This window comes from Polynucleobacter sp. MWH-Aus1W21, assembly GCF_018687275.1.
GTDB lineage: Bacteria > Pseudomonadota > Gammaproteobacteria > Burkholderiales > Burkholderiaceae > Polynucleobacter.
The window spans coordinates 254,586-274,831 of sequence record NZ_CP061287.1 but is presented as its reverse complement, the minus strand read 5'-3'; the positions used below and the strand labels follow the sequence as shown (position 1 = coordinate 274,831).

At 43.5% G+C, this 20,246-nt stretch carries 23 protein-coding genes; 6 read left to right on the top strand and 17 right to left on the bottom strand.

All coding sequences use genetic code 11. The features are described from left to right. Positions 1 to 9 precede the first annotated feature (9 nt). The 4 genes from ICW03_RS01460 to ICW03_RS01445 all read right to left on the bottom strand — a co-directional run bounded on the left by ICW03_RS01460 (position 10) and on the right by ICW03_RS01445 (position 1,789). Positions 10 to 567: a GspH/FimT family pseudopilin gene (locus ICW03_RS01460; protein WP_251374426.1), complete on the bottom strand. Its 558-nt coding sequence runs from the start codon at positions 565 to 567 to the stop codon at positions 10 to 12. Then, the gene (locus tag ICW03_RS01455) at positions 560 to 889 is read right to left on the bottom strand and encodes a hypothetical protein (RefSeq protein ID WP_215348364.1); all 330 of its coding nucleotides are present in this window, start codon (positions 887 to 889) and stop codon (positions 560 to 562) included. The genes ICW03_RS01460 and ICW03_RS01455 overlap by 8 nt, the downstream gene beginning before the upstream one ends. Then, a complete protein-coding gene (locus tag ICW03_RS01450) occupies positions 886 to 1,386 on the bottom strand; it encodes a hypothetical protein (protein WP_215348363.1) in 501 nt (166 codons plus the stop codon). The genes ICW03_RS01455 and ICW03_RS01450 overlap by 4 nt, the downstream gene beginning before the upstream one ends. A 61-nt stretch (positions 1,387 to 1,447) precedes the next feature. Continuing rightward, the gene (locus ICW03_RS01445; RefSeq protein ID WP_215348362.1) at positions 1,448 to 1,789 is read right to left on the bottom strand and encodes a hypothetical protein; all 342 of its coding nucleotides are present in this window, start codon (positions 1,787 to 1,789) and stop codon (positions 1,448 to 1,450) included. Between the two features lie 122 nt (positions 1,790 to 1,911). On the opposite strand from ICW03_RS01445, the gene ribBA reads away from it, so the two are divergent. The 4 genes from ribBA to ICW03_RS01425 all read left to right on the top strand — a co-directional run bounded on the left by ribBA (position 1,912) and on the right by ICW03_RS01425 (position 5,671). Further along, a complete protein-coding gene (ribBA, locus tag ICW03_RS01440) occupies positions 1,912 to 3,048 on the top strand; it encodes a bifunctional 3,4-dihydroxy-2-butanone-4-phosphate synthase/GTP cyclohydrolase II (RefSeq protein ID WP_215348361.1) in 1,137 nt (378 codons plus the stop codon). Positions 3,049 to 3,055: 7 nt separating this feature from the next. After that, positions 3,056 to 3,568 (top strand): 6,7-dimethyl-8-ribityllumazine synthase, encoded by a 513-nt coding sequence (gene ribH, locus ICW03_RS01435; protein WP_215348360.1) that lies wholly within the window; start codon positions 3,056 to 3,058, stop codon positions 3,566 to 3,568. 3 nt (positions 3,569 to 3,571) lie between these two features. Then, positions 3,572 to 4,081 carry a transcription antitermination factor NusB gene (gene nusB, locus ICW03_RS01430; protein WP_215348359.1) on the top strand — a complete coding sequence of 170 codons (510 nt, stop codon included), beginning with the start codon at positions 3,572 to 3,574 and terminating at the stop codon, positions 4,079 to 4,081. Between the two features lie 117 nt (positions 4,082 to 4,198). Beyond that, positions 4,199 to 5,671: an NAD-dependent succinate-semialdehyde dehydrogenase gene (locus ICW03_RS01425; protein ID WP_215348358.1), complete on the top strand. Its 1,473-nt coding sequence runs from the start codon at positions 4,199 to 4,201 to the stop codon at positions 5,669 to 5,671. Between the two features lie 21 nt (positions 5,672 to 5,692). Here the strand turns inward: ICW03_RS01425 and trmB are convergent, their stop codons facing one another. The 4 genes from trmB to ICW03_RS01405 are packed head-to-tail and all read right to left on the bottom strand — an operon-like array spanning position 5,693 to position 8,822. Next, positions 5,693 to 6,490 (bottom strand): tRNA (guanosine(46)-N7)-methyltransferase TrmB, encoded by a 798-nt coding sequence (trmB, locus tag ICW03_RS01420; protein ID WP_215350085.1) that lies wholly within the window; start codon positions 6,488 to 6,490, stop codon positions 5,693 to 5,695. A gap of 5 nt (positions 6,491 to 6,495) precedes the next feature. Further along, complete coding sequence (locus tag ICW03_RS01415; protein ID WP_215348357.1) at positions 6,496 to 7,437, bottom strand: UDP-glucuronic acid decarboxylase family protein; 942 nt, start codon at positions 7,435 to 7,437, stop codon at positions 6,496 to 6,498. Positions 7,438 to 7,478: 41 nt separating this feature from the next. Continuing rightward, complete coding sequence (locus tag ICW03_RS01410; RefSeq protein WP_215348356.1) at positions 7,479 to 7,937, bottom strand: DUF2721 domain-containing protein; 459 nt, start codon at positions 7,935 to 7,937, stop codon at positions 7,479 to 7,481. 39 nt (positions 7,938 to 7,976) lie between these two features. After that, the gene (locus tag ICW03_RS01405; protein WP_215348355.1) at positions 7,977 to 8,822 is read right to left on the bottom strand and encodes an undecaprenyl-diphosphate phosphatase; all 846 of its coding nucleotides are present in this window, start codon (positions 8,820 to 8,822) and stop codon (positions 7,977 to 7,979) included. A gap of 121 nt (positions 8,823 to 8,943) precedes the next feature. On the opposite strand from ICW03_RS01405, the gene ICW03_RS01400 reads away from it, so the two are divergent. Beyond that, entirely contained in the window at positions 8,944 to 10,569 is a 1,626-nt protein-coding gene (locus ICW03_RS01400; RefSeq protein ID WP_215348354.1) for a TolC family protein, read from the top strand. A gap of 13 nt (positions 10,570 to 10,582) precedes the next feature. On the opposite strand, the gene waaC is transcribed toward ICW03_RS01400, so the two are convergent. The 6 genes from waaC to ICW03_RS01370 form a co-directional block, all read right to left on the bottom strand. After that, on the bottom strand, positions 10,583 to 11,590 hold the full coding sequence (gene waaC / locus ICW03_RS01395) for a lipopolysaccharide heptosyltransferase I (RefSeq protein ID WP_251374425.1): 1,008 nt from the start codon (positions 11,588 to 11,590) through the stop codon (positions 10,583 to 10,585). Between the two features lie 83 nt (positions 11,591 to 11,673). Continuing rightward, positions 11,674 to 12,234 carry a dTDP-4-dehydrorhamnose 3,5-epimerase gene (rfbC, locus tag ICW03_RS01390; RefSeq protein WP_215348352.1) on the bottom strand — a complete coding sequence of 187 codons (561 nt, stop codon included), beginning with the start codon at positions 12,232 to 12,234 and terminating at the stop codon, positions 11,674 to 11,676. Between the two features lie 14 nt (positions 12,235 to 12,248). Further along, a complete protein-coding gene (gene rfbA / locus ICW03_RS01385) occupies positions 12,249 to 13,166 on the bottom strand; it encodes a glucose-1-phosphate thymidylyltransferase RfbA (protein WP_215348351.1) in 918 nt (305 codons plus the stop codon). A 40-nt stretch (positions 13,167 to 13,206) separates the two neighbouring features. Further along, the gene (rfbD, locus tag ICW03_RS01380; RefSeq protein ID WP_215348350.1) at positions 13,207 to 14,181 is read right to left on the bottom strand and encodes a dTDP-4-dehydrorhamnose reductase; all 975 of its coding nucleotides are present in this window, start codon (positions 14,179 to 14,181) and stop codon (positions 13,207 to 13,209) included. Positions 14,182 to 14,208: 27 nt separating this feature from the next. Further along, positions 14,209 to 15,267 (bottom strand): dTDP-glucose 4,6-dehydratase, encoded by a 1,059-nt coding sequence (gene rfbB / locus ICW03_RS01375; RefSeq protein WP_215348349.1) that lies wholly within the window; start codon positions 15,265 to 15,267, stop codon positions 14,209 to 14,211. Beyond that, positions 15,264 to 16,340 carry a glycosyltransferase family 10 domain-containing protein gene (locus ICW03_RS01370; RefSeq protein WP_251374482.1) on the bottom strand — a complete coding sequence of 359 codons (1,077 nt, stop codon included), beginning with the start codon at positions 16,338 to 16,340 and terminating at the stop codon, positions 15,264 to 15,266. The genes rfbB and ICW03_RS01370 overlap by 4 nt, the downstream gene beginning before the upstream one ends. Before the next feature lie 115 nt (positions 16,341 to 16,455). On the opposite strand from ICW03_RS01370, the gene ICW03_RS01365 reads away from it, so the two are divergent. Next, positions 16,456 to 17,307, top strand: a complete 852-nt coding sequence (locus tag ICW03_RS01365; protein ID WP_215348347.1) for an alpha-1,2-fucosyltransferase — start codon at positions 16,456 to 16,458, stop codon at positions 17,305 to 17,307. Positions 17,308 to 17,309: 2 nt separating this feature from the next. Here ICW03_RS01365 and ICW03_RS01360 read toward each other — a convergent pair whose 3' ends face one another. The 3 genes from ICW03_RS01360 to galE are packed head-to-tail and all read right to left on the bottom strand — an operon-like array spanning position 17,310 to position 20,217. Next, positions 17,310 to 18,302 carry a glycosyltransferase family 2 protein gene (locus tag ICW03_RS01360; RefSeq protein ID WP_215348346.1) on the bottom strand — a complete coding sequence of 331 codons (993 nt, stop codon included), beginning with the start codon at positions 18,300 to 18,302 and terminating at the stop codon, positions 17,310 to 17,312. Further along, the gene (locus ICW03_RS01355) at positions 18,302 to 19,207 is read right to left on the bottom strand and encodes a DUF6492 family protein (RefSeq protein ID WP_215348345.1); all 906 of its coding nucleotides are present in this window, start codon (positions 19,205 to 19,207) and stop codon (positions 18,302 to 18,304) included. The genes ICW03_RS01360 and ICW03_RS01355 overlap by 1 nt, the downstream gene beginning before the upstream one ends. Then, positions 19,207 to 20,217, bottom strand: coding sequence for a UDP-glucose 4-epimerase GalE (gene galE, locus ICW03_RS01350; protein WP_215348344.1), 1,011 nt, complete (start codon positions 20,215 to 20,217; stop codon positions 19,207 to 19,209). The genes ICW03_RS01355 and galE overlap by 1 nt, the downstream gene beginning before the upstream one ends. Between the last annotated feature and the right edge of the window lie 29 nt (positions 20,218 to 20,246).

The window sequence follows — 20,246 nt, the reverse complement described above, 5'->3', positions numbered from 1 at the left end:
TTAAACCATTCAATGACAGCGCTTTGTATCCCTAGCGGGATCACAGATACGCCAGCGTCCACCGCTCCCCAAAATCATTTGCCTTTCTAGATGGGAAGCCCTTTGGTGCCCCAATATCAGGCGATTGGCTACAAACCCACCTTTATCGGTCTTGGCGGCGCCAGCAGCATTAAACAAAATCCCTCTCTTGCCGGAATGCGGGTCAGTAAATTGCCTGCCTCCCCCTTTAAAGTACACGGGGCGAATATTGCCCTGGGAAAGCCAATTTTTAGGTTGGCAACTTAAGTTCGCTTGCTTGCTAATGCAGCCACTTTGAATTACCCAACCATCTTCCCAGAGCTCACCATTCACGGGGGCGAGTTTGACGGACTCCCCTGTATGCAAAGCTTGCTGACGCGCGAAGTGCGCATGGGCGATAAATCTGTGAGCAGTAGTATCGATTTCACGAACGGCAATTTGCTCTTGCAAGAGCGGCATACTTATCGTTGCAGCAATAGCAATAATCAGCACAACCGCCATTAACTCCAGCAAGGTTGAACCTTTTTGACGTACGTGGTTTTTACTCAAAGACTTGACGCCAATTTAAACGTGTAACAACACCGGTTTTTTCATCAACTGCAACACCAATCTGTATGCCTGGTTTTTCCTTGCTGGAGATGAGCCAACGATGATTGCCGGCTGGTTGTATAAAACAGAGACTGCTTTTCGCTTGACTTAACGCAGTGATATTTTCTTCGCACTCTTGCACTGCTTTTTCTGCAGCAATAAATTTTTTCTGGGACTCGCTCATAGTATTAACCTCGATGATGCGTAAAGCCCCTAGACGCTCTATGTATGAGATTAGCGAAGAGCAAAGTAATAACAAAGAAATTACCCAGGCTAGAATCATGGCAAATTCCTAGTGGCAAAAGTTCTCTCAAAATCTATATTGATCAAAGCACCATCGGTCATTTGCAGGCTAATCTTATATAGACTGGGAGCCCTATCACCCATACTGCCGGCCCTTTGGGGGGAACTCATGTCCTCAACAAACAAATGATTAATGCCATTCATGAGCGTGGTGTTTTGTACCTTTCCTTGTCGATCTAGCGATTGGCAAATAAGTGAACCTCCGTTTACTTTCGCGCCTTTAGCAATGCCCGCTTGTCGCTCAACAATAAACCCTTGAAACGCCAAATCTTTTTTGGTGCGCTCTTTGCTAAGAATATTGCCAATGCAATCAAAATCTACCCCATCAGATAATTCATATTGAATGCTCAATGAATCTGAACCTCGATAGCCTACTTTTTTATTCACCTGAATAAACCACTTTGCAGCATCGGATTTATTGGAGTCATTTTTGGTTTTGATATTTTGATAACCCGCTATTCGAATCGCACGTCCCATCAGCTCAAAAGCACGCTCCGCTTCTGAGATTAACGATTGAGTCTTTTCATACTCTATTTGCTTAGTTGCTAGTTGAGCGCTTACCTTTAGCAGGGGATTTAGGAGAAGAGCGCAAAGTGTGATTCCGACCAGACACTCCAGCAAGCTCATGCTTTACACCCCCTGCGTTATGTGAAGTAACCGTCTTAGAGTGAATTTCAATTTCATGTGCATCCATTTCTTTCCTAATGTGAGATCTTTTGCTTTCTTGCTGACTTAGGGTCAAAGCCAATCGCTGATAAGTATTGGTGGAGATCATCCAGGCGCCCATAATCAGACTCATTGCGACCAAAACCTCAAGCAAGATGAACCCGTCCGGTCCTGTAACCCGACGAATTAAGTGACAGCAGTTTTGCGTAGTCATTACCCATTTTCTAAGGGCTGTAGGCTGAATAAAACAGTCCCATCTAGCTCTTGCCGTCTGAATGGCTGGATATTGGCGTGAGACCTCACGGCAACCCTGTCCTGAGCTTAAAATAGAGGGCTATGCCAAATACCCTAGCCTCCACCGAAGAAATCATTGCCGACATGCGTGCCGGCAAAATGGTGATCCTTGTCGACGAAGAAGATCGTGAAAATGAGGGGGACTTGGTGCTAGCCGCCGATCACGTAACTGCAGAAGCAGTGAATTTCATGGCCAAACATGGCCGTGGCCTCATTTGTCTCACCCTGACCCGCGAGCGTTGCCAACAGCTCAACTTGCCATTGATGGTGAGAGATAACGGCACCTCTATGGGAACCAATTTCACGGTTTCGATTGAAGCTGCTACCGGCGTTACAACTGGTATCTCTGCAGCAGACCGTGCGCTCACGATTAAAACTGCGGTTGCATCAAATGCAAAGCCCAGTGATTTAGTTCAGCCCGGGCATATTTTTCCATTGATGGCTCAACCTGGCGGTGTATTAATTCGTTCCGGTCACACGGAAGCCGGTTGTGATCTTGCTGCTATGGCTAGTTGCTCTCCCACCTCAGTCATTTGTGAAATCATGAAAGACGATGGCAGCATGGCACGTCTGCCTGACTTGCTAGAGTTCGCAAAAGAACATCAACTGAAGATCGGCAGCATTGCTGACCTTATTCAATATCGCAGCCAACATGAGAGCATTGTGGTGCGCGAAGGTGCTCGTGAATTTGCTACCCCTTGGGGGAAATTCCAGGGAATTATTTATCGCGATACTCCAAGCTCATGCGTGCACGTTGCGTTAGTCCATGGCAAGCCTTCTGAAGCACAAGAAACATTAGTACGCGTACATGAACCTGTCACTGTTCTGGACTTTTTAGACTCGAATGTCAGCACCCATTCCTGGCCACTAGCTCAAGCATTGCAAGCGATTGCTGCAGCCCCCGCTGGCGTGGCTGTCTTGTTAAATGCCTCCGGAATTGCAGCCCCTAGCGATACTGATTGGCTCGCCCAATTTCAAAAAATAAACCGCCCCCATGATGTCGAACAAAAACCTTTGGCACGTAAAACTGATTTCAGAAGCTACGGTATTGGCGCACAAATTCTGAAAGACATTGGCGTAGGAAAAATGCGTCTGCTAGCCAATCCAAGCCCCGTTCCAAGTCTTTCCGGTTACAAGCTCGAAGTAACAGGCTATACCCCATTTAAACCTTCAATCTAAAAATACTATGACTGACTCCACCAATGATTTTGTAGGCGTATTAGAGGCCGATTTAAATGGACAAGATCTACGCATAGGCGTTGTACAAGCTCGCTTCAATGAAGATCATTGTGTAGCACTCACAAATGCCTGCATTAATGAATTGATTTCCCTAGGTGTAAATCAATCCGATATCAAGCTCGTCACCGTACCTGGCGCACTAGAGATTCCATTTGCCCTACAAAAAATGGCTGAGACTGGTGAGTTCGATGGCTTAGTTGCTTTAGGAGCTGTTATTCGTGGTGAGACCTATCACTTTGAATTAGTCTCCAATGAATCTGCGGCGGGTATTACTCGCATCTCTATAGACTCTGGCTTACCAATTGCAAACGGCGTCCTCACCTGCGATACCGATGAACAAGCTCATGCACGCGTGCAAGTAAAGGGTGCTGAATGTGCTCAAGCCGTTGTAGAAATGGCTAACTTGGCACTTGCCCTAACACCAGATATTGATATCGAAATCAATTCGAGCCAAGAGTAAAACATGTCTAAATCTATCCCAAACCCAGAAAACTTAGTGGCAGCCAAGGATGCCAAGGCTCCAGCTAAGCGCTCTTTAACTCCGCGTCGTCGTGCTCGTGAATACGCCCTTCAAGGCGTTTATCAAAGTCTGGTGATGCGTCGCGCTGGCAGCATTCCAAATGGCGCAGCTATTGCTAAGCAGCTATCTGAAGATCCCGCATTTCGCCGTTGTCAACTTGATTTGTTTCAAGGCATCTTTGATGGTGTTCTGGCTCGCACAGATGAGCTAGAGGCAATCATCACCCCGGCTCTTGATCGCCCTATTAATGAATTATCCCCCGTAGAACATGCGGCCCTCTTGATTGGAGCATACGAACTAGCAGCAGATCTCTCAGTGCCCTACAAAGTGGCAATCAATGAAGCGGTTGAGCTCGCCAAAACCTTTGGTGGCACAGATGGTCATAAGTATGTCAATGGCGTACTAGATCTACTCGCTCAAAAGCTACGCACTGCAGAAACACAAGCAAACTAACGCTGCAAACCAAGTAATTCAATAATTTAGTGCCCCAGCCTCTAGGCTCATAAGCCTGGAGGCTTTTTTACTTACAAGGGGATAAAATGATTTGAATTCATATCAAGGTTAGACATCATGCAAAAAGTAGATATTCGTGCCCAACTTAAAGATTCCAGCCTTTTTAAAGAGGCCGCCTTTATAAACGGTCAATGGCTTGACGCTAGAAATACCTTTGCAGTTAACAATCCTGCCACAGAGGAAATTATCGCCAATGTTGCCAATCTTGAATCGAAGGATGCTGAAGTAGCTATCGCCGCCGCAGAAAAAGCCCTGCCAGCATGGCGCAATAAATTAGCAAAAGAACGTGCACAAATCATGCGGAAATGGTTTGATCTGATTATTGAAAACACACAAGATCTCGCCACTTTAATGACACTAGAGCAAGGCAAACCCCTTGCTGAAGCAGCGGGTGAAGTTGTTTATGGCGCTTCCTTTGTTGAATGGTTTGCGGAAGAAGCTAAACGTGTTGAAGGTTCTATTTTGAGCACCACCTGGGGCGATAAGCGCATGATGGTTCTCAAGCAACCAATCGGAGTTTGTGTAGCAATCACGCCTTGGAACTTTCCGATTGCCATGATTACCCGGAAAATTGCTCCAGCAATGGCTGCTGGTTGCACGATTGTGATTAAACCCGCAGAACTGACACCACTATCAGCATTAGCATTGACTGAACTAGCAAAACGTGCTGGCGTACCTGACGGCGTTATCAACATCCTCACAGCCGATGCCAATCAATCGATCGCCATAGGGAAAACACTCTGTGCATCACCTACGGTTCGCCACCTTTCTTTTACAGGATCGACAGAAGTTGGACGCATTCTTATGGAGCAGTGTGCGCCCACTGTTAAGAAATTGGCTCTTGAGTTGGGTGGGCATGCGCCATTCATTGTTTTTGAAGATGCTGATATTGATGCAGCCGTAATTGGCGCCATGTCTTCTAAATTTAGAAACTCAGGTCAAACTTGCGTTTGTGCAAATCGTTTTTATGTTCATAAAAAAGTACAGGGTGCTTTTGTGGAAAAATTTGCCAAAGCCCTTGAAGTGATCAAGGTGGGCAATGGTATGCAAGCAGGTATTACTCAGGGACCATTGATTGAAGCAGCCGCACTTGAAAAAGTAAAAAAGCATGTGGCAGACGCAATTAGCAAAGGTGCCAATTTAGTTACTGGCGGCAAACAATCCATTGAGGGTAAAAACTTTTACGAGCCCACCATCCTATCGAATGTAAATAGCCAAATGCTTATTACCTACGAAGAGACCTTTGGCCCTATTGCACCAATTATTCCTTTTGAAAGCGATGAAGAGGTTATTGAGCTGGCAAATAACAGTCAATTTGGTCTTGCCTCTTACTTCTATAGTCGTGACATCGGTCGCGTCTGGAAGGTAGCCGAGGCTTTGGAATACGGCATGGTGGGCGTGAACACTGGCCTCATCTCCAATGAGGTTGCACCGTTTGGAGGCATCAAGCAGTCAGGCCTGGGGCGTGAAGGCAGCGTCTACGGGATGGATGAGTACCTCGAAATGAAATACGTTTGCGTAGGCCTGTAAACCTACCGCATCAAACACTGCTTATTTTTTCTTGTAAACAAGATCCCAAACACCGTGGCCAAGCTTGATGCCGCGGTTTTCAAATTTCGTAACTGGGCGATAGGCTGGTCGCTCAACATATCCAGAGTGCAGTGCATTTAAATGATCAAGCGTTGGCTTGAATTCATTTGGCGTTTCATTTGGTTTAGCGACATCGGAAACATCAAAGGTTTCAATCTTCACAAAGTCACTCGAAGTATTTTGCAAGGTGGGCTCAGCATTTAATACCAGTAGCATTTGCTCAGCATAGTTATGCCAATCGGTAGCCAAATGCAAATAGCCGTCAGGCTTTAATCTGGATACCAGGAGACGAACAAACTCCGCCTGAATCAAACGACGCTTGTGGTGGCGCTTTTTGTGCCACGGGTCTGCAAAATAAATATGAATGCCATCTAAAGAAGCTGGCGCAATCATCTGCTCGAGCACCTCAACAGCATCGTGGCGGACAAGTCTTAAGTTGGTGAGCTGATTTTCGCCAATGAGTTTGAGTAAGGCCCCAACCCCAGGCGGGTGAACCTCAATTCCTAAAAAATCATCATCCGATCGCAGGGCAGCAATCTTGGCGGTGGTCTCACCCATACCAAAACCAATTTCCAATATTTTTGGCTTAGCAGAGCCTCCAAACGCTACGGCTAAATTGAGAGCAGAGCTTTGATAAGGAAGTAAAAATTTAGGGCCCAGCTCTTCAATGGCGCGTTGTTGACCCGCTGTGGTTCTACCGGCCCTTAGAACAAAGGATCGTATGCGATCAAAATGTTTTTCTTTAGATTCTTGACCCATATTATTCACAGACTAACCATTACTTTCTTAAAGTACGCAATCGTCTCTTTCAGACCATCCTCTAGATTGACCTTGGGTTGCCAACCAAGCTTGGCCTTGGCTAAATCGATATTGGGCCGACGCTGCCTTGGATCATCTGATGGCAAAGATTGATAAATCATTTTTGATTTACTACCAGAGAGTCTCAGAATCGTTTCGGCCAATTGCAGCATAGTGCTCTCACTAGGGTTTCCAATATTGATAGGGCCGGTGAAGCCTTGATCTGAGCTCATCACTTTGACCATGGCATCAATTAAGTCATCCACATAGCAGAAGCTTCTTGTTTGCTGACCATCGCCATAAATGGTGATATCGTCGCCTTTGAGGGCCTGCATAATAAAATTACTCACTACGCGACCATCATTAGGATGCATACGTGGGCCATAAGTATTAAAAATCCGTACAACTTTGATATCTACATTGTGCTGGCGGTTGTAATCAAAAAAGAGGGTTTCAGCACATCGCTTACCTTCATCGTAGCAAGAGCGGATACCAATCGGATTTACTTTGCCCCAGTATCCTTCTGGTTGAGGATGAACCTCTGGGTCACCATAGACCTCACTAGTAGAGGCCTGGAGGATGCGAGCTCTGGTTCTTTTAGCTAGACCCAGCATATTAATGGCACCATGCACACTGGTCTTAGTTGTCTGTACTGGATCATGTTGATAGTGCACTGGTGATGCAGGGCAAGCCAAGTTATAGATCTGATTGGTTTCTACATAAAGCGGAAAAGTTACATCATGGCGCATCAGTTCCAAGCGAGAATTGGGTAACAAATGCGCTAGATTCTCTTTAGTGCCAGTGAAATAGTTATCCACCACTAAAATATCATTGCCCTCCCTGAGGAGTTTTTCAGTTAAATGGGACCCCAGAAATCCTGCGCCGCCGGTGATGAGAATTTTATTCATGCTTAGTCTTTATTGAGGGTATTGTTCGATTAAATCGCCCATTAATCTAATTTTGGATTATTCCACCCTGCGGAACGATAGGCATAAACAATTTCAGCTAAAACAATTGACAACGAGGTCATAAAAAAGATCAAACCCAACACAAAAGTCCAGATTACATACATTGTCTGCAATGAACGCACAGCACCAGCTTGAAAGAAAAATAACTCAAGTACAGTTAGCGAAATAAAGACTCCGCTCAGGACATCAAAAAAGATCGCAGCCGTACAAAGACGACCACGAATCTTGGCCTCTTCAGCCTCTTTATTCATATGCTGCAACAAGACAGCATCTTTTACCAAACCTTTGTCAATGGCCTGCCGAATCTCACGCATACGGTCAACTGAGCGAGCTAGTCGTCCTGAAATTGCGTTAATCAAAGTGGCAACTGCAGTCAATAAAAATACAGGAGCCAAAGCCAGCTGAATATTATTGGTAATTGCGTCAATTGATGCATCCATATTAAATTGCCTCAGCTTTGATAAAGAAGATCGCAGATGTTAGTGAGACCAAGCGATTAAACCGGTATAGGAGGTAAATAAAACCAATAAACCAAAAGCAATACGATACCAAGCGAATGGCATGAAATTGTGATGTGCTACATAATGAATCAACCAACGCACACAAACAAAAGCAGAGATAAAGGCAGCAATAAAACCTACTGCAATAGCAAGCGTAAATTCACCGGAGAAGGCTACAGGATTTTTCCATAACTTTAATAACTCATAAGCAGTAGCGCCACCAATGACTGGAATGGCCAAAAAGAATGAAAACTCTGTTGCAACGGCTCGTGGCAAACCAAATAACATTCCACCAATAATCGTAGCGCCAGAACGCGATGTCCCAGGTATCAGGGCAGCACATTGAGCCAAACCAACCTTGAGTGCATCTAATGGACTTAAATCATCCACAGACTGAATATGTGTGGCTACATTCACAAGCGTCTGTTGGCGATGTTCAGCCCACATGATAATAAGCGCCCCAACAATAAAAGCACTTGCTACTGGAATTGGGGAGAAAAGTACTGTTTTAATGTACTTACCAAAAAGAAAGGCTAAGCCCATTGCGGGAACAGAGGCAATCAGGAGGTTCAAAACAAAACGGCGGGATGCGGGACTGCCAGAAAATGAAGTAGCCACCCTCAGAAGTTTTTCTCGAAACTCCCAGCACACCGCCAAAATGGCGCCAAACTGAATGATCACTTCAAATGCCTTGCCTTGATCATCGTTAAAGTCGAGCAAATCCCCTACCAAAATGAGGTGTCCGGTACTAGAGATCGGTAAAAACTCCGTTAACCCCTCTACCACCCCCAGAATGACTGCTTTAAGTAACAAAATTAGGTCCATAAGCCAAATTTTATAGGCATACCGAAGCAATCCAGCTCTTTTGGCAAAATAGCACCTAAATGAGCAATTTGAATAATTTGGCCTTAAACTTCATGGCACATTAAAAAAGTATCTGAATTACATGACTCCTAGCCGCTTTAGACTATCTCGACTGACCGCCTTTGGTTTGATCCTTAGTCACGCCCTCGGCTGGAACGTCTGGTCTGGCAATGTGATGGCTCAAAGCCCCAATGCATCCGCAAGACCAGCTTTACCAATTCCAATAAGTGCTTCAACCCTCATTGGCCTTGAGCAGCCACCGCAATTAGCTCCACCACCAACTAAGCCAGCATTTCCAGCAATTACAGCCCCATCCAATCTGAATGGAATCAGGGCTGGAGATAACATTGGTCAATTAAATGATCTGCTGCAGCTTTATCAGGAAGCTGCTTTTAGTGATCCCGTTTTAACAGCTGCGCGCTTTAACTATCAAGCTAGTAAAGAGCTCTATTGGCAAGGATTCTCATTGCTGATGCCACAAGCCAATGCCACACCCGGGGGCACACGCTACTATCAACACGGCGCCGGCAGTACTACTGTTTCAAATAACGCTGGTAACTCACGAGTCTTTGATCAAAAGAGCTACACGGTTACCTTAACCCAACCGGTATTTAACGTTGGCGCACTAGAATTATTTAAGCAAGGTGATCTTAATACCAAGTTAGCAGATATGAGGTTTTTCTTGGCGCAACAAGACCTGATATTGCGAGTATCCCAAGCTTACTTTGATACACTGACCAGCCAGGACAATGTAGCGCTTTATAAAAATAAAAAAGATTTGATTAAGCAACAGCTCGAAGTTGCGCAAGCAAAATTTGATGCCGGCTTAGCAACTATCGTGGATGTGAATACTGCGCAAGCAGCAATGGATTTAGCAACCTCACAAGAAATCACCGCTCAAGCGGACTTAATTGTAAAACGTGGCATTCTTGAGCAAATCGTGGGACGTCCTGTGGGCCCATTAAAGCCGCTAGTTAAAGATGCCAAGATTGAGGGCGTATTAAAAGATCCGCGTAGCAAGGCAAAGGACGATAAAGGCTTTCCAATTGCCGATAGCGTCAATCCACACCTGCCACCAGGCCAAACTTTGGATGACTGGATTCTTCAGGCAGAGTCCGCAAACTTCAATGTGCTAGCAGGTCAACTTTCTGTGAATCTTGCGGAGAGCACCTATCGAGGTGCCCAAGCATTAAATTATCCAACTATTAATTTGGTAGGCACTACTGGGTACAACACCTCAAACGGCACACCTAACAACTACACGCCCTCTAACACCAATGTGTATAACAACACAGTGGCACTGCAAATGTCTATTCCATTGGTATCGGGCGGATATAGCAGCTCAGTCATTCGTCAAAATGCTGCCCTTGTTGATGCTGCGAAGGCTAACTATGACAACTCTAGACGGACGGCAGCCCAAAACACGCGCGCTGCATTTACTGGATTCTACGGTGGGCTGGCTAGCGTGAAAGCTTATGAGGCGGCAGAGCGCTCCACATCATCGGCTCTGGAGTCTAGCAAGCTTGGCTTTCAGGTTGGGACCTTAATTAACATCGATGTACTAATCGCATTAGATTCATTAATTAATACCCGCTCATTACTTCAGCAGGCACGCTACAACACTATTCTCAATGCAATTAAGTTAAAGGCTCATGCAGCTGCATTAACAGATGCAGACCTAGTGTCTATTAACGCTTTACTGCGTTAACCCAAGCTATCAATTAAGGTAGCAATTCAAAACTAGCCTGAAGCACTTCGGCTACTGTCGGAGGCTTTTGAATATCTCCTACATTGCGAATATTATTAGACCAATACCCCTCAGTTTTCCAAAGCGGGGAATCACAATAAATTTCAACCGTTGGTTTTTTTAACACCGCTGCCAAGTGCGTTAGGCCGGTATCAACGCCAATAGTTAATTCAGCGCCAGCAATTACACCAAAAGCATCCTCAATTGAAAATGCTGGCGGAACTAATGCATTTGGAACTTGAAAGGCAATTTCCTTGCTGACCGCTTGCTCAGCCAAATTACCCCAAGGCAGTACCACTTGATAACCACGACTAGCCAACTCTTTCCCCAAAGCAATCCAATGGCTGTTAGGCCAGCGCTTTGCCTCTCTAGCTGTCGAGTGAAAACACAGAATGTAGGGAGCAATCAACCGCTCAGATATCGACCTAGCAGACAACTTCAAGGACTGAATATATTCATCTAGGTAAAACTGTGGGGCGCTTGAACGTTCTAGCAAAGGCCAATCTAAAGCCGAGCACATCACATGGCGCGAGCGATCTACTGCATGACTGCGCGTAGGAACCCAAACGGATTGGCTGTAAAACAATCTCGCTAGCGGCTCGTAACCTGAAAATTCAGTGGCATTGGCAAGGCCAACCACCAAGGCATCAGGACTTTTTTTCGCTAGAGCGCAAACTAAAGCAGACTTTAAAAGGCCTTGAGTTTCAATCACAATATCGTATGAGACTGTTTGTAACTGTGCTTTGAATGCAAAAAATTGTCGCCAAGTGCTTAGGCTGAATAATTCTTTTTTCCAACGACGCAAACCAAATGGAATAATTCGATCAATTCCTTTAAAGCCATCTTTGGATAATAGTGGTGTGAGCAAATTTACATAACCTTCTTCTACCACCCAATCAATTTGTGCATGAGGCAAGCGTCTGCGAAGATCCCAAATGATTGGCAGGTTATGCAAAACATCTCCCAAAGATGATAACTTCACCAAAAGGATTTTTGGATTTTGAGAATTGGATTTTAGATAGCCCATAGGAGCTTTATTTTATCTTTTACATTCGCGAGAGGGAATTAAAACTTTGGGGCCACATCCCACGAAAGACCAACTACATCTTTAGCGCTTAAATTTGGCTGAACTCCAACCGGAAGAGGCCACTCAATTCCAATAGCTGGATCATTCCACGCAAGACAAACTTCACTTTGGGGATGATAGTAATTGGTAGTCTTGTAAAGAAACTCAGCAGTTTCAGAGAGCACTAAATAACCGTGAGCTAATCCAGGCGGGATCCAAACCTGCTTTTGGTTATTCGCACTTAATTCAGTGCCAGTCCATTTTCCGTATGTGGGTGAGTCTTTACGAAGATCAACCGCCACATCAAAAACGGCACCAGCTATAACCCTAACTAATTTACCTTGTGTATTTTCCAACTGATAATGCAAGCCGCGCAATGTCCATTGATGAGAAAAAGAGTGTCCATCCTGAACAAAATTAATATCAAGACTAGCCGCACTGACAAAATCATGCGCATTAAAGGACTCAGTAAACCAGCCACGCTCATCCCCAAATACTTTTGACTCCACAGTAAATACGCCATGAATTGCAGTTTGGGTGATTTGTAATTTTGAACTCATGCCTAATTTCTGGACTATTTCTCCGAAAGGGAAATGGGCTGAGTTGTACAAATCAATTCATTCAATATTTTATTCAAATACTGACCATAGCTATTTTTACTTAATAGAGCAGCAACTTTTTGAACTGTCTCCGCACTAATCCAGCCTTGACGATATGCAATCTCCTCGGGGCAAGCCACCATCAGACCTTGACGCTTTTGCAAAGTCGCAATAAATCCAGCGGCATCAAGCAAAGAATCATGAGTTCCAGTATCCAACCAAGCAAAACCGCGACCCATGATCCCCACACTAAGTTCATTCTTTTCCAGATAAACGCGATTAACATCAGTAATCTCAAGCTCACCACGAGCACCCGGTTTAATAGAGGCTGCAATATCGCAGACTTGATTGTCATAAAAATAGAGGCCAGTTACTGCGTAACTACTTCTAGGTTTTAGAGGCTTTTCTTCAATAGAAAGTGCTCTGTAGTCCTTATCAAATTCAACTACGCCATAACGCTCTGGATCATTGACATGGTATGCAAATACAGTGGCACCAATATTGCGATCATTAGCCCCACTCAATTGATGAGCCAATTCATGACCATAGAAAATATTATCACCAAGCACTAAAGCACTTGGATCGTTGCCAATAAAGCCCTTACCCAAAGTAAAGGCTTGCGCCAAACCATCCGGCGAAGGCTGTACACAATATGTAATATTGAGTCCCCATTGCGAACCATCGCCCAATAACTCTGCAAACCGAGGTGTATCGTGCGGGGTAGAAATAAGAAGAATATCGCGAATACCTGCCAACATAAGAGTGGTTAACGGGTAATAAACTATAGGCTTGTCATAAACAGGCATTAGCTGTTTTGATACTGCCTGAGTCACTGGATAGAGTCTAGTACCAGACCCACCTGCCAAGATAATGCCCTTGCGATTTACAGCCATTGATACCCCCTTTAGATATCTCATGCAGTACGAGCAATGGTTAGATCAAACCGTCCTTAGCAAGCTGAGATACATACTCCTGAACCATGCCGTTCCAAGTTTGGAAGTTTGGCATATTTTGATGTTCATTATAAGAGTTTGAAGCGTTGGAAAGACTAGCTATGAGGGCGGCGTGCAATTTAGAGCAATCCATACGAGAATTCTTTGGTCTTGGGGCTGGGCGCGGGTATTCAACAGTCAAAATAGGCTTAATTGCCCCTGGTTCAACTTTGAGAGGGACTCCAGCCTCGATGGCAACCTGAGTTACAAAACAAGCTAAACCATACCAGGTGGTTTCCCCTGCAGGAACAGCATGATATATCCCAGAAACGAACTTTTTAATCATGAAATGCTCATCTAAACTCAGATCCAGACTTAACTTAGCAAGCCATAAAGCACTAGTTGGTACACCATGCTGATCATGAACGACTTTAAGCTCTTCACGCTCTTTGGCCAAGCGCAAGATCGTGCGTATAAAATTTTCACCCTCACCATAGATCCAGCTTGTTCTAAAAATTGCAAACTGTCCCTGAGATGAATTCGAAAAAATATTTTCTATAGCAATCTCGCCAGCTGCCTTACTTTTTCCGTAAACACCCAGTGGATTGAGATCATCCCCCTCCAAATACAACCCATCTTTGCTACCATCAAAAACATAGTCGGTGGAATAATGCAAGAAAGTGGCACCCCTTTGCACGGCGTAATATGCCATCAATTCAGGTGCTCGTGCGTTTATGGCGTATGCCATATTAATTTCTGTTTCTGCGCCATCAACGGCTGTATATGCAGCAGCATTAATTATGAGATCCGGCTTCACTGCATGTAATTTCAACAGAACTGCCGTCTCATTACTCAGATCACAATCAGATCTGCCAAGATAAGTAACTTGCGCATTCACAAAAGATGGCAGTTTTTGAAGTAGAGATGTAAATGCCTTTCCTAGCTGACCATCTTTACCGAAAACTAAAATATTCACTGTTTACTTAATTCATTGCAGTCAGAGTTAGGTATATTGCTTTTGTACCCAGTCGCGATATGAGCCGCTCACTACGCCGTCAATCCAATCGTGGTTATCCAAATACCATTGAATAGTTTTACGGATACCGGTATCAAATGTCTCCGCTGGACACCAGCCTAGCTCACGCTCCACCTTACTAGCATCGATCGCATAACGACGGTCATGGCCAGGGCGATCTTTTACAAACATAATTAGCTCAGCATACGACTGACCATCATTGCGAGGCCTAAGAGAATCAAGCACAGAGCATATGGTATTAACAACTTCTAGATTGGTTTTTTCATTCCAACCGCCAATGTTATAAGTTTCTCCAGCCTGACCGCGCTCTAAAACGCAACGTATAGCTGAGCAATGATCGGCAACATAAAGCCAATCTCGAATTTGTTGGCCATCACCATAGATGGGCAAAGGCTTTTGATTTAAGGCATTCAAGATCACCAAAGGTATGAGCTTTTCTGGGAAGTGATAGGCGCCATAGTTATTGGAACAATTTGTTGTCAAAACTGGCAAGCCGTAGGTATGAAACCACGCCCGTACCAAATGGTCGGACGCAGCCTTGGAAGCAGAATAGGGGCTATTGGGCGCATATACATCAGATTCTCTAAAGGGAGAATCTTCGGCCTTGAGTGAGCCATAAACTTCATCGGTGGAGACATGCAAGAACCGGAATAAAGCCTTTTTTTCAACGGGCAATGAAGCCCAAAATGCTCGAGCACTTTCCAATAAATTAAATGTGCCCACTACATTCGTTTCTATAAAATCAGCAGGGCCATGAATCGATCGATCCACATGACTTTCAGCAGCAAAATTAATAATCGCTCGTGGTTGATACTTCTGCAGTAAATTCTCAACAAGCGCTCGATCTCCAATATCCCCACGTATAAAAATATGTCTCGGGTCATTATCAAGAGAGGCTAGCGTGGACATATTTCCTGCATAAGTTAACTTATCAAGATTAACAATACCCTCTGCCTGGGAATTATTGAGCCAATTGAGAACAAAATTTCCACCAATAAAGCCAGCGCCGCCAGTAACTAAAATCATGATTGAATACGCCTTAAGATTGAATCTGCAAAAGCTTTAGAAGTAAATGAATCGAATCCAGTCGAAGACAAAAAATCTCGACCTGCCTCCTGGTAGTTCAAATAAGTAGCCTCACTCATACTGTTGATGTAATCATATAGCTCCCCATATGGGTCAGGCTTTTGAATAAACTCCCTAAAATCAACGAAACATGCTTTGGGAATAATCCTCTCAATCGTTGGCTCACCCCAATATATTGGGACACAACCTGCAAATAAGCAGTCAAATATCTTTTCAGTTAGATATCCATGGATATCCTTGGCATTTTCAAAACAGATGCTATATCTTGCGCGAACAAAAATATCAAATTTTGTTTTTGCTGGACCTCTATAGCTTGGGAAAGCTTTTTTTCCAAATAAATAAGTGGGAATTTTCTCTAGGCGATACTTCATCTTACCAAGAGCGCCCAAGCGCTTTTGTGGAACTAGCCAGCCACTACCAAAAAGAGAAAAAAAGTTTGTAGTGTTTTTCTCAAACCATCGAATCGCTTTTACTCGCTCTGAATACAATTCCCGAGCATCAAAAATATTGGCATGGCGGTTGCTTCCAATTAATGCACAACCAATATCTCTGCCAGAGAAGCCTGGATTGACAATTTCATTAAATCTATAAGGTAACGGGGGAACGTTTGGGTAGCAAATTGGATAAAGGGGTATTGCCCTAATTTGCTGTCGGAGCAAATTACCACTGTCGGATCCCAGCAAATCTTGGTCCCAAGTAAAAATTCCATCAAATTGATTCAGATAATCCGGATCACCATTAATGGGAACAGTTAGTTCAGTCTCGAATCGGATCAAGTAATTCTTGCAGCCCCCAATAGGGATAATTGGCAAAGACTCTAAATATAGATTAAAGTTTGGCCTAACGCCTCGCTCCAAAAGAACGTCAAGAGTATGAAGTTGAATATCGAGCTTTTGAGCAGCTTCGCGCAAAACTCTAAAAGGCTCTAGACAATCATCACGATTTCTAAGGCTATGATGATCAAATAAATCATCTCGACCCTCTTCCCAGCCGACAATCCCGCCAATTAACATCAATAATCACTCATTTAAAGTCAAGCACTGAGATAAGTTTTTAAACCCGCATTAATGGTCTAATTATAAGGATATGACGATTTACTCCTACCTTCAGGGTGGCCTAGGCAACCAAATGTTCCAATATGCAATAGCCAGGGCACTTTCTGAGCGATATCAAACCAGTTTTGCGCTAAATCGCTCCTGGTTTGATGTGCCTCAAGCCAATGTTACATCCAGAGAACTACAGCTTAATCTTTTAAAGATTAAAGATGTAGATTTTATTAGTGAAGATTTTCCTAAAAAGCCTGGGAGATTAAAGCGTTTGCTTCAAGGTATTACATCAGGCGGCCCGCTTGTCTATTACCAAAAAAATGCATTTGACTTCGATCCGCAACTACTAAATTTAAAAATTAATGTAAGTAGAGATTTGTATCTACTGGGATACTGGCAAGGCTTTTCTTATATCAACTCAATTCGCTCTAATTTGCAAAAAGAATTTCAAGTTGCCAGCAATCTCCCAGATGCATATCAAACATATTTAGAAAAGATAAAGTCAACAGAATCAGTAATGGTGCATATTCGCAGAGGAGACTATGTCAACTCCCCTTCTGCAGCAAAAATTCACGGCGCTCTGCCTATAGACTACTACCTTAAAAGTATCGACGCACTTCTGGAAAGTAATCCTAATGCCCACTTTTTTATTTTTTCGGATGATCTTAAATGGGCAAAGACTGCGCTAAATAATAGTATTGAGAAAACATTTATTGAGGGTGCAGCATCTTCTGACTCAGTTGTCTTTGAATTACAACTGATGATGTCCTGCAAGCATCATATTATTGCTAATAGCTCTTTGAGTTGGTGGGGTGCCTGGCTCAAGCAGGAAGATGGCGGGTTAGTGTTAGCGCCAAGTCGCTGGGTTAATGACAGCAGCCAGAATTTATCAAACCTTTTACCCTCAAACTGGATTAGGATGCAGATCCAATAATTCTATAAGCGCCCATAATGCCCTAGCATGGTCGCACAAGTTGCAACAATCAAACGCTCAATACGTGTAAAAGGGGTTAATAATCCATTACCTCGAAATTGAAAGCGTGCATAAAGCTCACAATTAGCGCCAATTGATATATTTGGAATTTTTTGATTAATCAACTTCATAAAATTCAAGCCGGTACTAATACGCTCACTAAAATTCATGGGCCGCGGCAAACAATCTACTGGAATTTGTATCCTACGAAGATAAGATTCTTGGGCATTGCTGAATACAGCACGCGCAGCCTGAAAATGATTGACGCTAGTTTGCGTTGAATGAAGTCGATATATGATTAAGTTCTTTTTTAGATTTGCAAAACGATACCCTGCTAATGCAATTTCTGTCCATAGACAATAATCCTCTGCATGCAAGTACGTATTTTTATATGGTAACAGTCTAAAAATTTCCGTCTTACCCATTACAGCAGGATTGCACAAAGGACTGCATATTGTTAATAGCGCCTTGATATCAGAATCAGTATGTCTTTGCTTTGACTGCTTGAGAATGCCGGTGCTTTGATTTAACGTCAAATGATCTGCGCCACATAAATCAGCTAATCCAGACTCTAAAAATTCCACTTGCAACTCCAAGCGATTAGGCAGAGCTTTGTCATCGGCATCTAGGAAGGCTAAATACTTACCCTTTGCAATGCTAACAATATGATTTCGCGTAGTAATTAAGCTGCGATTAACATCCGAAAATATTTTGATAATTCTTGGATCGCTGTAGCGTTCAATAATCTTTCGCGTTCCGTCTGTAGAACCATCATCAACAATTATTAATTCAAAGTTTTTATAAGTTTGATTGAGAATACTTTCAATCGCTTCGCCAATATATTTCTCTGCATTAAATGCCGGCATTGAAACGGTCACCAATGGATAGTTACCGACCATATCAGATTTTAAAGGGGTTTGAGGCGCTATCGCCTCAATATCGCTATCAATGTTCATTAGTAGTAGCTGCGCAGGTAACGCAAAAAACGCTTCAATCTTCGCAAAATTCTTGATGAAAAAGATTTGGTGGGGGCTCCAAAATCAAACTCTGATTGCCATGCAGATTGGTAAATAACGCCCATAAAATTTTGCGTAAGCTTTTCCTTGGTTTCCCCTACACGTAGAGATAAATAATATTGCCAATCATAGTGATAGACCCTGAACAATGGCTCAATCATTCTTATTGGAATAGCCTGAAATGCCAATAAAGACTCACCATACAAAAGTGTTTCGGGTTGAGCAGGGGTAACCAAATCCCATAGTGTCATCCCCCGTGGTTGCAAATATTGCTGATCTAAAGACTGCCAAACTTTAGCTGACCAGATAAATGGAGCTGGCGCGCAATAATAGTTTGGTCCAACTCTACCAAATAAAGTCTTTACAGCCTCAGCCTCCAGTCTTAATTCACGCTCTACGCGCATATGACCGCAATTTATTGCTAACTGAAAAAACTCTTTATTTTGATGTAAAACGGTATATGGATCACCATCAGGGGCTAAAAAATCAGACTCTACAAAATCACTGATAAATACACAGTCGGAGTCAATGCATAAGTAATTTTGAGCTATGCCAAGACGCCAAAATTCTGACTTAATGACAGCTTGACTAATGCCCCCTGATTTTGAATGTTGAATGCCCTCCGGCACCCGAGAGTTGGCCTTAATGATTGATTCGTCAGACACCCACTTAAAACTAGCATCATCACCAAATAGTTCAAGCAATTGTTGGTGATCTGCTTCTGGCGTAGATATATAAAATGGAATAGCCTCTACATTGTGCTGCTGCAATGACTGGAGCAAACGCTTAAGTCGCAAAAAATCTTTACGATATGACTTACAGTAGAGAACAAAATTACTCGACATTAAGATTTATACCCTAATGGGTTTTGTGATTGCCAGCGCCAACCATCAGCGCACATCTGCTTCAAAGAACGAACGGCTTTCCAGCCCAATAAAGCCTCCGCACGCGAGGGATCGGCAAAGTAAAGAGCTACATCACCAGGGCGTCGATCAATGACCTTGCATCGAATTGGCTGCCCCACTACATCCTCATAGGCGCGAACCACATCCATAACGCTATAACCTACTCCTGTCCCAAGATTTACAGTTAGTGATGGCTTACCAGAAAAAATATATTCAATAGCCTTGACATGCCCATTCGCAAGATCAACAACATGAATGTAATCACGCACACCCGTTCCGTCAGGAGTATCCCAATCATCGCCGTATATATTGAGTTCATCCATTCTTCCGGCAGCTACACGACTAACCAAGGGTGCGAGATTATTAGGAACCCCCATTGGGTCTTCGCCTATTAAGCCTGACTCATGGGCGCCAATTGGATTGAAGTATCGCAAGTAAGCCACCCTCCATCTGGGATCAGATGCCTCCAAATCACGTAAGATCTGCTCACCCATGAGCTTAGTTTGACCATAAGGATTTTCAGGTTTTAAATCTGAATCTTCTTTTACTGGACTTTTTTCTGGATCACCATATACGCATGCAGATGAACTAAATACAAAATTTCGACAATCGTTTTCCTGCATTATTTGAAGCAAGTTAATCAATCCACCTATATTATTTTCATAGTAAAGAATTGGTTTTGCAGAAGACTCTCCAACCGCTTTTAATGCAGCAAAATGTATTACGCCCTTAATTGCATGCTTTTTAAAGAGCGCCTCTAAAACAATGGGGTCGCAAACATCACCCTGAATAAAATTCAATTTTTTTCCAGAAAGAGCCTCTAATCTTTTGAGGACCACTGGGCTAGAATTGACAAAGTTATCAATGCCTACAACCTGATGGCCGGCCAATAGCAACTCAAGCCATGTATGTGAGCCGATATAGCCAGTTGCACCCGTTAAAAGAATCATTGCAATTTTTCCACTGAATTAAGCCATTT

Bases quoted from the DNA above. Each gene is read 5' to 3' on its own strand.
- ICW03_RS01455 (WP_215348364.1), bottom strand. From the start codon at position 889: ATGATTCTAGCCTGGGTAATTTCTTTGTTATTACTTTGCTCTTCGCTA.
- ICW03_RS01450 (WP_215348363.1), bottom strand. From the start codon at position 1,386: ATGGGACGTGCGATTCGAATAGCGGGTTATCAAAATATCAAAACCAAA.
- ICW03_RS01445 (WP_215348362.1), bottom strand. From the start codon at position 1,789: ATGACTACGCAAAACTGCTGTCACTTAATTCGTCGGGTTACAGGACCG.
- ribBA (WP_215348361.1), top strand. From the start codon at position 1,912: ATGCCAAATACCCTAGCCTCCACCGAAGAAATCATTGCCGACATGCGT.
- ribH (WP_215348360.1), top strand. From the start codon at position 3,056: ATGACTGACTCCACCAATGATTTTGTAGGCGTATTAGAGGCCGATTTA.
- nusB (WP_215348359.1), top strand. From the start codon at position 3,572: ATGTCTAAATCTATCCCAAACCCAGAAAACTTAGTGGCAGCCAAGGAT.
- ICW03_RS01425 (WP_215348358.1), top strand. From the start codon at position 4,199: ATGCAAAAAGTAGATATTCGTGCCCAACTTAAAGATTCCAGCCTTTTT.
- trmB (WP_215350085.1), bottom strand. From the start codon at position 6,490: ATGGGTCAAGAATCTAAAGAAAAACATTTTGATCGCATACGATCCTTT.
- ICW03_RS01415 (WP_215348357.1), bottom strand. From the start codon at position 7,437: ATGAATAAAATTCTCATCACCGGCGGCGCAGGATTTCTGGGGTCCCAT.
- ICW03_RS01410 (WP_215348356.1), bottom strand. From the start codon at position 7,937: ATGGATGCATCAATTGACGCAATTACCAATAATATTCAGCTGGCTTTG.
- ICW03_RS01405 (WP_215348355.1), bottom strand. From the start codon at position 8,822: ATGGACCTAATTTTGTTACTTAAAGCAGTCATTCTGGGGGTGGTAGAG.
- ICW03_RS01400 (WP_215348354.1), top strand. From the start codon at position 8,944: ATGACTCCTAGCCGCTTTAGACTATCTCGACTGACCGCCTTTGGTTTG.
- rfbC (WP_215348352.1), bottom strand. From the start codon at position 12,234: ATGAGTTCAAAATTACAAATCACCCAAACTGCAATTCATGGCGTATTT.
- rfbA (WP_215348351.1), bottom strand. From the start codon at position 13,166: ATGGCTGTAAATCGCAAGGGCATTATCTTGGCAGGTGGGTCTGGTACT.
- rfbB (WP_215348349.1), bottom strand. From the start codon at position 15,267: ATGATTTTAGTTACTGGCGGCGCTGGCTTTATTGGTGGAAATTTTGTT.
- ICW03_RS01370 (WP_251374482.1), bottom strand. From the start codon at position 16,340: ATGTTAATTGGCGGGATTGTCGGCTGGGAAGAGGGTCGAGATGATTTA.
- ICW03_RS01365 (WP_215348347.1), top strand. From the start codon at position 16,456: ATGTTCCAATATGCAATAGCCAGGGCACTTTCTGAGCGATATCAAACC.
- ICW03_RS01360 (WP_215348346.1), bottom strand. From the start codon at position 18,302: ATGAACATTGATAGCGATATTGAGGCGATAGCGCCTCAAACCCCTTTA.
- ICW03_RS01355 (WP_215348345.1), bottom strand. From the start codon at position 19,207: ATGTCGAGTAATTTTGTTCTCTACTGTAAGTCATATCGTAAAGATTTT.
- galE (WP_215348344.1), bottom strand. From the start codon at position 20,217: ATGATTCTTTTAACGGGTGCAACTGGCTATATCGGCTCACATACATGG.